The sequence below is a fragment of the Amnibacterium sp. genome, from assembly GCF_025463795.1.
Classification (GTDB): Bacteria; Actinomycetota; Actinomycetes; order Actinomycetales; family Microbacteriaceae; genus Amnibacterium.
Window position 1 is genome coordinate 1 of record NZ_JAODBE010000082.1, and the last position, 13850, is coordinate 13850.

Here is a 13850-nt window from a genome sequence, read left to right on the forward strand (position 1 = left end):
CCGTCGCCGCCCCGTCGGCCGCCGCGGCGCGAGCCGCCGCCGCGTCCCGCGTGTAGGGGAATGTGCCGGGCGTAGGCCCGTACCCGGCGTGTCGGCCTACGTCCCGAACATCGGCCTAGGGCCGGGACGGCGCGGTCAGTAGGCGAGGGCGGCCAGTACCGCGGCCTGCACCGACGGCCAGTCCGTGAGCACCTGTGCCCAGGTGAACCGCAGCGTCCGGTAGCCCTGCCACGCGGCGGCGGCGTCCCGTGCGCGGTCCCTGGCGAACTGTGCGGCGTGATACTCCCGGCCGTCCAGCTCGACGATGAGCCGGCCTTCGACGAGGAGGTCGACGCGGCCGACCCCGTCGATGGCCACCTGCGGCTCGACGCGGAGCCCGAGCGACTGCAGCAGGTACCGGGCGACCGACTCGATGCCGGACTCGCAGCGGACGTCGACGGCGGACATCAGCGGGCGCAGGTGGGCGGGCAGCCGGGCGGCGAGCACGGTGAGATCGTCGCGGCGGATGCGTCGCAGGCGCAGTGCCGAGTCCAGGCTCGCGACGGCGAACGCCGCCGGCACCGTCTGCAGCAGGTGCTGGAGCACGAGTACGACCGGCAGGACCCCGGTCATCAGTGCACCGCGGGGCAGGGTCGACAGCCGATGCACCTGGACCGCGGCGCCCGGTTCGAGGAGGCGGCCGGGGTCGTCCGGGTCGCGCAGACGAGGGGTGTTCTCCGCCACAGCGACCGAGAGCGGAGCGGCCGGGGGCGTCCAGAACCCGTAGGCGGCTGCGGCGGTGGCGGCCGTGGCGGGGCCTCCCACCCGCATCGCCCTGACGAGATCGGGTGGTGTCGTCGCCGCTGCGTAGTGGCCCCGCCGCACGGCGAGGAGCTGGCCGTCGGCCAGGGCAGCGCTCACCGTGCGCTTCGTCCAGCCTTGCTCGCGGAGCTCCTCGGACGTCCAGAACCGGTAGTGCACGACGGCAGGGTGCACAGGCTCGGCGCGATGTGCGGGGGCGTGCGGCCGGGACCGGCTCGGGAGCGGCGTCAGACGGCCTGGGGAGGAGCCGCCGGCCCACGGACCCGCGCTCCGGCCGGCAGACCGGGCCTCGGTCCACCGTCGCGTATCGCGCGTAGGCGGATGTCCCGGCTGCAGGCCGCGACGCGGCGCGTCGGCCTACAGCCGGGACATCCCCCTCCACCGGGGACGGACGCGCGGGTCAGGCGACCTTCACACGCTGCGGGCCGCGGATCGTGGCGGCCTTCACCTCGCTGATCGCCTTCGTGATCTGGATGCCGCGCGGGCACGCCTCGGTGCAGTTGAAGGTGGTGCGGCAGCGCCACACGCCCTCGCGGTCGTTCAGGATGTCGAGCCGCACGTCGGCGGCCTCGTCGCGGCTGTCGAAGATGAACCGGTGCGCGTTCACGATCGCGGCGGGCCCGAAGTACTGGCCGTCGGTCCAGAACACCGGGCACGAGGTGGTGCACGCGGCACAGAGGATGCACTTCGTCGTGTCGTCGAACCGCTCCCGCTCCTCGGCGGACTGCAGTCGCTCGCGGCCGGCGGGCGGCGGCGTCGACGACTGCAGGAACGGCTGCACCTGCCGGAAGGCCGCGAAGAACGGCTCCATGTCGACGACGAGGTCCTTCTCGAGCGGCAGGCCCTTGATCGCCTCCACGTAGATGGGCTTCGACGGGTCGAGGTCCTTCACGAGGGTCTTGCAGGCGAGCCGGTTGCGGCCGTTGATGCGCATCGCGTCGGAGCCGCAGACACCGTGGGCGCACGACCGACGGAACGTGAGCGACCCGTCCTGCTCCCACTTGATCGTGTGGAGGGCGTCGAGGATGCGGTCCGTCGGCAGCACGTCGACGTCGTAGTCGCGCCAGTACGGCTCGGCGTCGATCTCGGGGTTGTAGCGCCGGATGATCAGCGTGATCGTCGAGAAGCCCGCCGCGGGGCGGTGCTTGACGGTGGGGTTGAGACGCGTGTCGGCAACGGTCAGGGTCACGGCTAGTACTTCCGCTCCATCGGCTGGTAGCGCGTGATCACCACGGGCTTCCAGTCCAGCTTGATGTGGTCGGCCGCATCCGCCGAGTGCGGATCGCCGGTGAGGTAGGCCATCGTGTGCTTCATGTACTCGGCGTCGTCGCGCTTCGGGTAGTCGTCGCGCATGTGGCCGCCGCGGCTCTCCTTGCGGTTGCGGGCGGAGTAGACGACCACCTCGGCGAGGTCCAGCAGGAAGCCGAGCTCGATCGCCTCGAGCAGGTCGGTGTTGAAGCGGCGCCCGCGGTCCTGGATGCCGATGTGCTGGTACCGCTCGCGCAGCCCGTGGATGATCTCCGTCACCTTCGAGAGCGACGCGTCGGTGCGGAACACCTGGGCGGAGGCGTCCATGTTGTCCTGGAGCTCCTTGCGGAGGTCGGCCACGCGCTCGGCCCCGGTGGAGCCGCGCAGCTGCTCGACGAGGTCGCGCACCGCCTGCGCGGGGTCCTTCGGCAGCGGGACGAACGACGCCGTCCTCGCGTACTCGACCGCGTTGTTGCCGGCCCGCTTGCCGAACACGTTGATGTCGAGGAGCGAGTTGGTGCCGAGCCGGTTGGATCCGTGCACGGACACGCACGCGCACTCGCCGGCCGCGTAGAGGCCGGGGACGACGGTGTCGTTGCTGGAGAGGACCTCGGCGTTCACGTTCGTCGGGATGCCCCCCATCGCGTAATGGGCGGTCGGCATGACGGGCACCGGTTCGGTGACGGGGTCGACGCCGAGGTAGGTGCGCGCGAACTCCGTGATGTCGGGCAGCTTCGTCTCGAGCACCTCAGCGCCGAGGTGGGTGCAGTCGAGCAGCACGTAGTCCTTCAGCGGGCCGGCGCCGCGACCCTCCGCGACCTCCTGCACCATGCAGCGGGAGACGATGTCGCGGGGCGCGAGGTCCTTGATGGTGGGCGCGTAGCGCTCCATGAACCGCTCCCCGGACGCGTTGCGCAGGATCGCGCCCTCTCCTCGGGCACCCTCGGTGAGCAGGATGCCGAGCTTCGCGAGGCCCGTCGGATGGAACTGGAAGAACTCCATGTCCTCGAGCGGCAGACCCTTGCGCCAGATGATCCCGACACCGTCGCCGGTGAGCGTGTGCGCGTTCGAGGTGGTCTTGTAGATCTTCCCGAAGCCGCCGGTGGCGAAGACGATCGACTTGGCCTGGAAGACGTGGATGTCGCCGGTCGCGAGCTCGTAGGCGACGATCCCGGAGGGTCGCTGCACCTGCCGGCCGTTCTCGACGACGGTCGTCATGGCGAGGTCGAGCGCGTAGTACTCGTTGTAGAACTCGATGCCGTGCTTGACGCAGTTCTGGTACAGGGTCTGCAGGATCATGTGGCCGGTGCGGTCGGCCGCGTAGCACGCCCGGCGCACCGGGGCCTTGCCGTGCTCCGCCGTGTGGCCGCCGAACCGGCGCTGGTCGATCTTGCCCTCGGGCGTGCGGTTGAACGGCAGACCCATGTTCTCGAGGTCGATGACCGCGTCGATGGCCTCCTTCGCGAGGATCTCGGCAGCGTCCTGGTCCACCAGGTAGTCGCCGCCCTTCACCGTGTCGAAGGTGTGCCACTCCCAGCTGTCCTCCTCCACGTTCGCGAGCGCGGCGGCCATGCCGCCCTGCGCCGCTCCCGTGTGCGACCGGGTCGGGTAGAGCTTCGTGATCACGGCGGTGCGCGCCTTCGGGCCCGCCTCTATCGCCGCGCGCATGCCGGCCCCGCCCGCGCCGACGATGAGGACGTCGTGCCGGTGGTACTTGACCCCGTCGATCTCGCGTTCGTCCGGACCCTCGTCCGTCCACGACAGCACGTCCTCCGGGTCGCGCTCAGAACCTCCCGGGTTCGTCGAGCGGTCGTTCCCGCGCAGGGCGTTCGCCGCACGCTTGAGGGGGTTCTCGGAAGTCATCGGACCGCCTTGCAGAAGTCGGGGAGGTTGGCGGCCAGGCCGTTGGCGGGGCACGGGTCGAACGTGAAGACGACGAGCGTGCCGAGCACGATCAGCACCGCGGTGGCCGCGACGAGCGCGTACTTCGTCAGCCGGTTCGCGGTCGGGTGCACCACGTAGTCGTTCGTGATGGTGCGCATCCCGTTGCTGCCGTGGATGAGCGCAAGCCACAGCATGAGCACGTCCCAGATCTGCCAGAACGGCGTGGCGTACTTGCCGGCGATGAAGGCGAAGTCGATCTGCCGCACGCCGTCGCCCGCGACGAGGTTGATGAAGAGGTGACCGAAGATCAGCACGACCAGCACGACGCCGGAGACGCGCATGTAGATCCAGCCCCACTTCTCGATGTTGAAGCGGCGGTTCGGATGCACCGGCGCGCTGCGCGGTGCGTCGATCGTGGTGGCCATCAGCGGGGGAACTCCTCGATGATCGTGATCAGCTGGCGCGGCACGAACCCGGCCATGACGACGACCCAGAGCACGATCACCGTCCAGAACATGGCCCGCTGGTGCTTGGTGCCGAAGCTCCAGAAGTCGATGAGGATGATCCGCAGCCCGTTGAAGGCGTGGAAGACGATCGCGGCGACGAGCGCCATCTCGCCGAGCCCCATGATCGGGTTCTTGTAGGTGGCGATCACCCCGTCGTAGACCTGCGGGGACACGCGGACCAGGGCGGTGTCCATGATGTGGACCAGCAGGAAGAAGAAGATCCCCACCCCGGTGATCCGGTGCAGCACCCACGACCACATGCCCTCGTGCCCGCGGTACACCGTGCCGGCCGGCGCCTTCGGCAGCGACAGCCGTGGTGAGGTGCGGGTCGGGGGCAGCTCGGGCGCGGGCCTCGTCGACACCATGCGCTGAAACGCCTCCTCGATTTCCCGTCAAGCCGGATCGATCCTACGTCCGTGGATTCGACGTCCCGTCCCCGCGCGGGGGCGCAGGAGACCCCCGGCGACCCCCGAGGAATCGGGGGTTCGGCGGGCGCGCTGGATACAGTGACGCGCATGACGGACAGCACGATGCGCTGGGCGGGCCGCGGGACCGAGCCGGACGCGGTGGACCGCTTCTACGCGGTGATCCCGGCCGGTGGGATCGGATCGCGGCTGTGGCCGCTGTCCCGCGCCGACGCCCCGAAGTTCCTGCACGACCTCACCGGCTCCGGCCAGACCCTGCTCAAGGAGACCTGGGACCGGCTGAGCCCGATCGCGGGCGAGGACCGGGTCATGATCGTCACCGGCCGTGCGCACCGCGCCGCCGTCGAGGCGCAGCTGCCGGGCCTCCCGGACCACAACATCGTGCTCGAGAGCGAGCCGAAGGACTCGTCGGCGGCGATCGGCCTCGCCGCGGCGATCCTCGAGAAGCGCGAGCCCGGCGTCATCATCGGCTCCTTCGCAGCGGACCACGTGATCGGCGACCTCCGGCGGTTCCGCCAGGCGGTCGTCGAGGCCGTCGCGGTGGCGGACGCCGGCTACATCGCGACGATCGGCATCATGCCGACCGAGCCCGCCATCGGCTTCGGCTACATCAAGCGCGGCGCCGACCTCGAGGTGGAGGGGGCGCCGACGGCCCTCCTCGTCGAGCGGTTCGTGGAGAAGCCCGATCTGGACACGGCGCGCGGCTACGTCGAGTCGGGCGGCTACCTCTGGAACGCGTCCATGTTCATCACGCGCGCCGACGTGCTGCTGGCGGAGATGGAGAAGACGAAGCCGGACCTCGTCCACGGGCTCCGCCGCCTCGCCGAGGTGTGGGACACCCCGGAGCGCGGCGCGGTCGTCGACCGGGTGTGGCCGGGGCTCGAGAAGATCGCCATCGACTACTCGGTCGCCGAGCCGGCGGCGGCGGCCGGCCGCCTCGCGGTCGTGCCGGGCGACTTCAGCTGGGACGACGTCGGCGACTTCGCCTCCATCGCGAAGCTGCAGTCCGGCGGCCGCGGCAGCGACCTCGCGATCCTCGGCGCCCACGCCCGGGTGCTCGCCGACTCGTCGAGCGGCATCGTGGTGACCGACAGCGACCGCCTCATCACGCTGATCGGCGTCGAGAACATCGTGGTCGTGGACACGCAGGACGCCCTGCTCGTCACGACGAGCGAGCATGCGCAGCGCGTGAAGTCGGTGGTGGACGCCCTCAAGCTGTCCGGCCGCACGGACGTGCTGTGACCGGGATCGAGTGGCGGGCGCTCCACGCGGCGGCGACCGAGGCGATGAGCCGCGCGTACGTGCCGTACTCCCGCTTCCCGGTCGGAGCGGCGGCCCTCGTCGACGACGGCCGGATCGTGGCGGGCTGCAACGTGGAGAACGCGTCCTACGGCGTCACCCTCTGCGCCGAGTGCGGGCTCGTGTCCGCGCTCGCGATGAGCGGCGGCGGCCGCCTCGTCGCCTTCGCCTGCGTCGACGGGAGCGGCGGCGTGCTCATGCCCTGCGGACGGTGCCGCCAGCTGCTGTACGAGCACTCCGCTCCTGGCATGCTGCTCGACACGGTGAGCGGCGTGCGCACGATCGACGAGGTGCTGCCGGACGCGTTCGGCCCACGCCAGCTCGACGAGTACGCGGCGCGACGGACGCCCTGACGAGGGTCCGCGACGCCGGTGCCGAGGTCCCGCCGTTTCGGCTGGGTAACCATCTGCGTACGGACCCCGACCGGCCCTGGCGCGAGCGCTGCGGGTCGATAGCCTGTGCCCGTCACGCATACGGGGGCCCGCGACCCGGGCCGCATCCGTCCTGACTCCCTGTCGATCACAGCACCGAGGAACTCATGCCCCTTACTCCGAAGAAGATCCTGCTCAGCGGGATGACGGCCGTCGGCGTCGTCGCGATGCTCGCCGGATGCGGCGCAGCGCCCAAGAGCAGCAGCTCCGGCGGCGCGTCCAGCTCGACGTCCGCGACCGCGAACTACCTGCCCTGCGTGGTCGGCGACGTCGGTGGCTTCAACGACCACTCCTTCAACCAGCTCTCGCTGCAGGGTGTGCAGGAGGCCGCGAAGGCCCTCGGCACCAAGACCCCCAAGAAGATCCAGTCGCAGAGCTCCAGCGACTACACCCCGGCGTTCTCCAGCCTCGTCGCCCAGAAGTGCAACATCATCGTGGCCGCCGGCTTCCAGTTCCCGAAGGCGCTCGGCGCCTCCGCAACGGCCAACCCGAAGATCAACTACGCGATGATCGACGACAACAGCCTCAAGCAGTCGAACGTGAAGGACATCGTCTTCGAGACCGACGAGGCGGCGTTCCTCGGCGGCTACGCGGCCGCCGCGTACTCGAAGAACGGCGTCGTCGCGACGTGGGGCGGGGCCAAGTACCCGACCGTCACGATCTACATGGACGGCATCGCCGACGGCGTGAAGTACTACAACCAGCAGAAGAAGAAGAACGTCAAGCTGCTGGGCTGGGACGAGGCCAGCCAGAACGGCAGCTTCGTCGGCGGCTTCACCGACCAGAACAAGGCGAAGCAGCTCACGCAGGGCTTCCTCGACCAGAAGGCCGACGTGATCATCCCCGTCGCCGGTTCCCTCTACCAGGGCGCCGCGGCCGCGATCACCGGTTCGAAGAGCTCCGCGGTGCTCGAGGGCGTCGACGCGGACCTGTTCCTGACGGACCCGAAGTACAAGTCGCTGATCCTCACCTCCATCCTGAAGAAGGTGGACGTCGCGGCGATGCAGGTCGTCGAGCAGGCGGCGAAGTCGAAGACCTTCGACAACACCACCTACATCGGTGACCTGAAGAACGGCGGCGTGGGCCTCTCGCCCTTCCACGACTTCGCCTCGAAGGTGCCGTCGAGCCTGCAGAGCGACCTGGACGCCGTCAAGGCGGGCATCCTGGACGGGTCGATCAAGGTCGACTCGCCCTCCTCGCTGAAGAAGTAGCACCCTCCGCGCCGCGGATGCCGGACGGGCCCTGGTGACCCGTCCGGCATCCGCCGGCGCTGACGGAAGGAGCCGCCCATGCGCCTCGAGCTGCACGGCATCACCAAGCGCTTCGGCGCCCTCACCGCGAACGACCGCATCGACCTCGACCTGCGGCCGGGGGAGATCCACGGCCTCCTCGGCGAGAACGGCGCCGGCAAGTCGACGCTGATGAACATCCTGTACGGCCTGTACCAGGCCGACGAGGGCCGGGTGCTCCTCGACGGCGAGGAGCAGCACTTCACCGGCCCGGGCGACGCGATGCGCGCCGGCATCGGCATGGTCCACCAGCACTTCATGCTCGTCCCCGTCTTCACCGTCGCGGAGAACCTGATGCTCGGCCACGAGCAGGCCCGCCTCGGCTTCCTCGACCTGCCGGCCGCGCGCGCCCGTGTGCGCGAGATCTCCGCGCGGTTCGGCTTCGACATCGATCCCGACGCCCTGGTCGAGGACCTGCCCGTCGGCGTGCAGCAGCGGGTCGAGATCATCAAGGCCCTCTCGCGCGACGCGCAGGTGCTCGTCTTCGACGAGCCGACCGCCGTGCTCACGCCTCAGGAGACCGACGAGCTGATGGCGATCATGCGGCAGTTGAAGGAGTCGGGCACCGCCATCGTCTTCATCACCCACAAGCTCCGCGAGGTGCGCGAGGTCGCGGACCGCATCACCGTCATCCGCCTCGGCAAGGTCGTCGGCGAGGCCGAGCCGACGGCCTCGAACAGCGAGCTCGCCTCCCTCATGGTCGGCCGGTCGGTCGAGCTCACCGTCGACCGCACGCCTTCGGCCGGCGGCGACACCGGCCTCGTCGTCGAGGGCCTCACCGTGCTCGACGCCCGCGGCCACACCGTCGTCGACGACGTCGGGTTCAGCGTGCGGCGGGGCGAGATCCTGGCGATCGCCGGCGTGCAGGGCAACGGGCAGACCGAGCTGACGGAGGCGATCCTCGGTCTCCAGGAGCACGTCACCGGCCGCATCGAGCTCGACGGGCGGCCGCTCACCGGGCTGCCGACCCGCCGGGTGCTCCACGCAGGGGTCGGATTCGTGCCCGAGGACCGCCAGGAGGACGCGCTCGTCGCCGAGTTCTCGATCGCCGAGAACCTCATGCTCGACCGCTCCGACGGCGCCCCCTTCGTGAAGGGCGCCGGCCTCCAGCGGAGGGCGCTCGCGACGTTCGCGAGCGAGAAGGTGCGGGAGTTCGACGTCCGTGCGCAGAGCATCGAGACCGCGGTCGGCCGCCTGTCCGGCGGCAACCAGCAGAAGGTCGTGCTCGCCCGCGAGCTCTCGCGCGACCTGCGCCTGTTCGTCGCCGCCCAGCCGACCCGCGGCCTCGACGTCGGGTCCATCGAGTTCGTGCACGAGCGCGTCGTCGCGACGCGCGACGCGGGGGTGCCGGTCGTCGTGATCTCCACCGAGCTCGACGAGGTCGTCGCGCTCGCCGACCGCATCGCCGTCATGTACCGGGGGCGGATCGTCGGGATCGTGCCGGGCGACACGTCCCGCGACGTGCTCGGCCTGATGATGGCCGGCGAGGTACCGGAAGGCACGAGGATGGCGGCATGAGCGACGGCACGGCGGCCCCGGTCCCCGTCGGCGAGACAGGCGTCGTCGATGCCGGCATCGATCTGGACCAGATCCCGCCGGAGGAGCGGGCGGGCCTGCCGAAGCCCCCGGAGAACCGGTTCGGGACCGCCCTCGTGCGCATCCGGGACGGCAGCGCCCTCATCACCGTGCTCGCCGTGCTTCTCGCGCTCGTCGTCGGCGCCGTGCTCATCGCCGTCACCGACGCCGGCACCCAGACCGCCGCGGTCTACTTCTTCGCCCGCCCGTCCGACACCCTCGGGGCGGCGTGGAACGCCGTCGCGGGCGCGTACGCCGCGCTGTTCCAGGGCGGCGTCTACGACTACACGACGCCGACCTTCTTCCAGGGCCTGCAGTCGCTCGGCCATGCGATCGGCTTCGCGACGCCGCTCATCGCCGCGGGGCTCGGCATCGCGGTCGGCTTCCGCTCCGGCGTCTTCAACATCGGCGGCCAGGGCCAGGTGCTGATGGGCGCGGCCTTCGCCGGGTACGTCGGCTTCACCTGGAACGGGCCGCCGGTGATCACGATGCTCGTCGCGGTGCTGTTCGGGATGCTCGGCGGCGGCCTGCTCGCCGGCCTCGTCGGGGTGCTGAAGGCCCGCACCGGCGCGAACGAGGTGATCGTCACGATCATGCTCAACTACATCGTCTTCTACCTGCTCGACTACGCCCTGCAGACCCCGTTCCTCCGGGCACCGGGCAGCAACAACCCGATCAGCCCCTCCGAGAACGCGAGCGCCGTGTTCTTCCCGATCCTGCCCCCCGAGTACAAGGTCAACGTCGGGTTCCTCCTCGTCATCGGGGCGACGCTCTTCTGCTCGTGGCTGCTGTCGCGGTCGTCGATCGGCTTCAAGATGCGGGCCGTGGGCGAGAACCCCCGCGCGGCCCGGGTGGCGGGCATCGAGGTGAACCGGGTGATCATCGCCGCGATGGTCGTCTCCGGCGTGCTCGTCGGGCTCGCCGGGGTCTACCAGGTGCTCGGCACCACGACGACCGGCTTCACCTCCGGCATCGACGCGGGCATCGGCTTCAACGCGATCACGGTGACCCTGCTCGGCCGGTCGCGTCCCTGGGGCGTGTTCGGGGCGGGGATCCTCTTCGGCGTCTTCCAGGCGGGGGGCTACACGATGCAGGCGGCGCAGAGCGTCGACATCAACGCGGTGCAGATCGTCCAGTCGGTGATCGTGCTCTTCATCGCGGCGCCGCCGCTCGTGCGGGCGATCTTCCGGCTGCCGCAGCCGGGCGCGCGCCGCAAGCCGGCCAAGCGCGCGAAGGCGGTGGCGGCATGACCGCGGTGCGCGCCGAGCCGGCGACCACGGGGGCCGTCGCCATGCAGCGGCCGGGGCTGAAGGTGCCGATCGCGCTCGGCGTCTTCGCGCTCCTCGCCGTGCTGCTGCTCGCGCTGCTGGCGCCGGCCGGCACCTCCACGTTCTCACTGAGCGCCAGCGGGAGCGGCGCCGTCCAGCTGCCCCAGATCCCCCTCCACGCGCGCACCACCGGCATCGTCGTCTCCCTCCTCGCCGTGCTGATGGCGATCGGATCCGGCCTCCTCGTCCGGGCCGGCCGGCGCGTGCCGCTCTGGTACACGGTCGTGTTCGCGGTGATCCTCGTGGTCGGCTTCCTCGCGTGGGCGACCGCCGGGCACACGCTGCCCGTCACCGGCCTGCTCGAGAGCGCGCTGGCGCTCTCCGCGCCGCTGATCTTCGGTGCCCTCGGCGGCGTCGTCTCGGAACGCGTCGGCGTCGTGAACATCGCCATCGAGGGGCAGCTGCTCGCCGGCGCCTGCGTGTCCGCCGTCGTGGCGTCGATCACCCAGAACCTCGTCGTCGGACTGATCGGCGCGCTCGTCGCCGGCGTGCTCGTCTCCTTCGTGCTCGCCGCGTTCTCGATCAAGTACGTCGTGAACCAGGTGATCGTGGGCGTCGTGCTCAACGTGCTCGTCCTCGGCCTCACGACGTTCTTCTACGAGACCGTGCTCGTGAACGCCTCCGACACCCTCAACTCGCCGCCGCGCTTCGCGAACCTGCCCATCCCGGGGCTCTCGCTGATCCCCGTCGTCGGGCCGGTGCTCTTCGACCAGTCCGTGATCACGTACCTCATGTACGTCGCGGTGGTCGCCGTGTTCGTCGGCCTCTACCGAACCCGATGGGGCCTCCGGGTCCGGGCCGTGGGCGAGCACCCGCAGGCGGCCGACACCGTCGGCATCGACGTGGGGCGCACCCGCTTCTGGAACGTCGCGCTCGCCGGCGCGATCGTCGGCATCGGCGGCGCCTACTTCACGCTCGGCTCGGTGGGCGCGTTCAGCCAGAACATGACGTCAGGCGCGGGCTACATCGCGCTCGCCGCCGTCATCTTCGGCGGCTGGGACCCGCTGCGCGCCTCGCTCGCCGGGCTGCTGTTCGGCTTCGCGAGCAGCCTGCAGAACACCCTCGGGATCCTCGGCAGCCCCGTGCCGTCGGACGTGCTGCTCACGCTGCCCTACGTGGTGACGATCTTCGCCGTGGCCGGTCTCGTCGGGCGGGTGCGCGGTCCGGCCGCGGCCGGCCGGCCCTACCTCAAGGGCTGAGCCGCCCGCTGCGCCGGCACCGCCGGAGCCACGGGGCGCTCGAGGAGCCGCCGCACGACGGACCGTGCATCGCGGTCCATGCCCTGGATGGTCGAGGACGCGGCCGAGTACTGGAAGTCGAGCCCCACGAAGCCGAGGCCGGGCACGTCGTCGGCGATGCCGCGCGTCTGCCGGGGCTCGGCGTCGCCGTCGAGGGCGCCGTCGATGTCGATCCACGACAGCTCGACGCGGGATCCCGTGCACCAGACGATCGTCGAGGCCGGGATGGGAACGCCGTCGGCGCCGGTCGGCAGGCCGGCCTCGACGCCGGTGATCCGCCCGACGCGCTCCACTCCCGCCGCATCGAGGTCGGCGAGCTTGTTCCGGATGAGCGGCAGCCCGTGGCCGGCCTGGCGCCGCTTCGCGGCCCGGCCGACCGGGGTCGCCACGGTGAGATGGCGCAGCAGGCCGAGGATCACGCCGCCGACGAGGAAGCCGGGCACGGTGTCGATCCGCACGGGGGTCTGCCCCGGGTGACGGCCGGCGAGCACGGTCCGATGTCCGGCCGCCGCCGCCTCGAGCGCGATGTCGGTCCCCGAGTTGCCCGCGCCGACCACGAGGACGGGACCGGCGGCGAGGTCGGCGGGACGGCGGTACTCGAGGGAGTGCAGCTGGCGGACCGAGGCCGGCACCTGCGAGGCGAACGGGGGACGCACCGGTCGCCGGTGCGCCCCTGCGGCGACGACGACCCGGTCCGCGGTCATCCGCGAGGGGCCGTCCGGTGTGTCCAGGTCGAGCACGAAGCGACCCGCCTCGTGCGCCAGCCGGAGCACCCGGCTGCGCAGCCTCAGCGGCACGGCGAACCGGGTCGCGTACTCGTCCAGGTAGTCCGCCATCCGTCCGGCCGACGGGCACGCTCGCATCGCGATCGGGAGCGGATACCCCGGCAGGCTGGAGGCCCACCGGGGGCTGAACAGCCGGAGCGAGGTGTACCGCTCGCGCCAGCCGTCACCCGGCCGGGCGTGCGCCTCCACAGCGAGGACGTCGAGGCCCCGCTCCTGCAGCCGGCGGGCGACGACGAGCCCCGCCGCACCCGCTCCGACGACCGCGACATCCACGTGCTCTCTGCTCATGACGACCTCCGGACCCGACGGTAGGGAGCGGAGGACCGGCTCCGCGTCGGCAGGAATGACCATCCGGACGGACGGCGGTGGCGAGCGATGCTCAGTCGGGGATCACGCCGTGCTCGTACGCGAACGCCGTCACGGCCGCGCGGTTCGCCAGCTGCAGCTTGCTGAGCACGTTGCCCACGTGGCGCGCGACCGTTCGTTCGCTGATGAACAGGTGGTTCGCGATCTCGCGGTTGCCGAGGCCTCGCGCCACCAGGCGCACCACCTCCACCTCGCGCGAGGTCAACGGCGCGACCGCGGAGGGCAGGGCGCCCCCGTCCACGCCGTCGAGGTCCTCGATGTCGGCGAGGGCGCCGAGGTCGGAGAACACGTGCCGCGCGGCGTCGAGCTCCATCCCGGCCGCGTCGCCGTCGTCGAGCGCCCGGGCCGCGGCGGCGACCACGACGCGGGTGAGGGCCGCCTCGTAGGGCGCGGCCATCGACCGCCACGCGACCCAGGCGCGGCGCAGCACCGGCAGCGCCTCGCCCGGCCGCCCCTCGGCGACCAGCAGCCGTCCCCGCGCCCGGTCGGTCTGCGCGTGCACGTAGGACGTCCCGACCCGGTGGGCGAGCTCCGCCAGCGCGTCCGCCGCCTCGCGCGCGCCGTCGAGGTCGCCGACGGCGAGCCGGATCCGGCAGGCGGCGTCGAGCAGGTCCGCTCGGTCCCCCGGGGGTGGGGCCGCGGCCAGCGCCCGCGCGACCCCGGCGAGAGCCGCCG

General features: G+C 71.4%; 13 protein-coding genes. 6 read left to right on the top strand and 7 right to left on the bottom strand.

Features of this window, described 5'->3' with window-relative positions; genetic code table 11:
- Positions 1–135: 135 nt before the first annotated feature.
- The 5 genes from JWQ92_RS07975 to sdhC form a co-directional block, all read right to left on the bottom strand.
- Positions 136–960 carry a DUF559 domain-containing protein gene (locus JWQ92_RS07975; protein ID WP_297343930.1) on the bottom strand — a complete coding sequence of 275 codons (825 nt, stop codon included), beginning with the start codon at positions 958–960 and terminating at the stop codon, positions 136–138.
- Between the two features lie 241 nt (positions 961–1201).
- Positions 1202–1918, bottom strand: a complete 717-nt coding sequence (locus tag JWQ92_RS07980) for a succinate dehydrogenase iron-sulfur subunit (protein WP_297343941.1) — start codon at positions 1916–1918, stop codon at positions 1202–1204.
- A 74-nt stretch (positions 1919–1992) separates the two neighbouring features.
- Complete coding sequence (sdhA, locus tag JWQ92_RS07985) at positions 1993–3912, bottom strand: succinate dehydrogenase flavoprotein subunit (protein WP_297343931.1); 1920 nt, start codon at positions 3910–3912, stop codon at positions 1993–1995.
- Entirely contained in the window at positions 3909–4358 is a 450-nt protein-coding gene (locus JWQ92_RS07990; RefSeq protein ID WP_297343932.1) for a succinate dehydrogenase hydrophobic membrane anchor subunit, read from the bottom strand. Before JWQ92_RS07990 ends, sdhA begins: the two co-directional genes overlap by 4 nt.
- Positions 4358–4804 (bottom strand): succinate dehydrogenase, cytochrome b556 subunit, encoded by a 447-nt coding sequence (sdhC, locus tag JWQ92_RS07995; RefSeq protein WP_297343933.1) that lies wholly within the window; start codon positions 4802–4804, stop codon positions 4358–4360. The genes JWQ92_RS07990 and sdhC overlap by 1 nt, the downstream gene beginning before the upstream one ends.
- A gap of 150 nt (positions 4805–4954) precedes the next feature.
- Here sdhC and JWQ92_RS08000 point away from each other — a divergent pair, with 150 nt between their 5' ends.
- The 6 genes from JWQ92_RS08000 to JWQ92_RS08025 all read left to right on the top strand — a co-directional run bounded on the left by JWQ92_RS08000 (position 4955) and on the right by JWQ92_RS08025 (position 11985).
- Entirely contained in the window at positions 4955–6106 is a 1152-nt protein-coding gene (locus JWQ92_RS08000; RefSeq protein WP_297343934.1) for a mannose-1-phosphate guanylyltransferase, read from the top strand.
- A complete protein-coding gene (locus JWQ92_RS08005; RefSeq protein WP_297343935.1) occupies positions 6103–6516 on the top strand; it encodes a cytidine deaminase in 414 nt (137 codons plus the stop codon). Before JWQ92_RS08000 ends, JWQ92_RS08005 begins: the two co-directional genes overlap by 4 nt.
- A gap of 185 nt (positions 6517–6701) precedes the next feature.
- Positions 6702–7805: a BMP family ABC transporter substrate-binding protein gene (locus JWQ92_RS08010; protein WP_297343936.1), complete on the top strand. Its 1104-nt coding sequence runs from the start codon at positions 6702–6704 to the stop codon at positions 7803–7805.
- Between the two features lie 78 nt (positions 7806–7883).
- A complete protein-coding gene (locus JWQ92_RS08015) occupies positions 7884–9401 on the top strand; it encodes an ABC transporter ATP-binding protein (protein WP_297343937.1) in 1518 nt (505 codons plus the stop codon).
- On the top strand, positions 9398–10708 hold the full coding sequence (locus JWQ92_RS08020) for an ABC transporter permease (protein WP_297343938.1): 1311 nt from the start codon (positions 9398–9400) through the stop codon (positions 10706–10708). Before JWQ92_RS08015 ends, JWQ92_RS08020 begins: the two co-directional genes overlap by 4 nt.
- Before the next feature lie 41 nt (positions 10709–10749).
- The gene (locus tag JWQ92_RS08025; RefSeq protein ID WP_297343942.1) at positions 10750–11985 is read left to right on the top strand and encodes an ABC transporter permease; all 1236 of its coding nucleotides are present in this window, start codon (positions 10750–10752) and stop codon (positions 11983–11985) included.
- Here the strand turns inward: JWQ92_RS08025 and JWQ92_RS08030 are convergent.
- Positions 11970–13097, bottom strand: coding sequence for an NAD(P)/FAD-dependent oxidoreductase (locus tag JWQ92_RS08030; RefSeq protein WP_297343939.1), 1128 nt, complete (start codon positions 13095–13097; stop codon positions 11970–11972). The genes JWQ92_RS08025 and JWQ92_RS08030 overlap by 16 nt on opposite strands.
- A gap of 91 nt (positions 13098–13188) precedes the next feature.
- Positions 13189–13850, bottom strand: a 662-nt coding sequence (locus JWQ92_RS08035; protein ID WP_297343940.1) for a LuxR C-terminal-related transcriptional regulator, incomplete at its 5' end; no start/stop codon positions are given.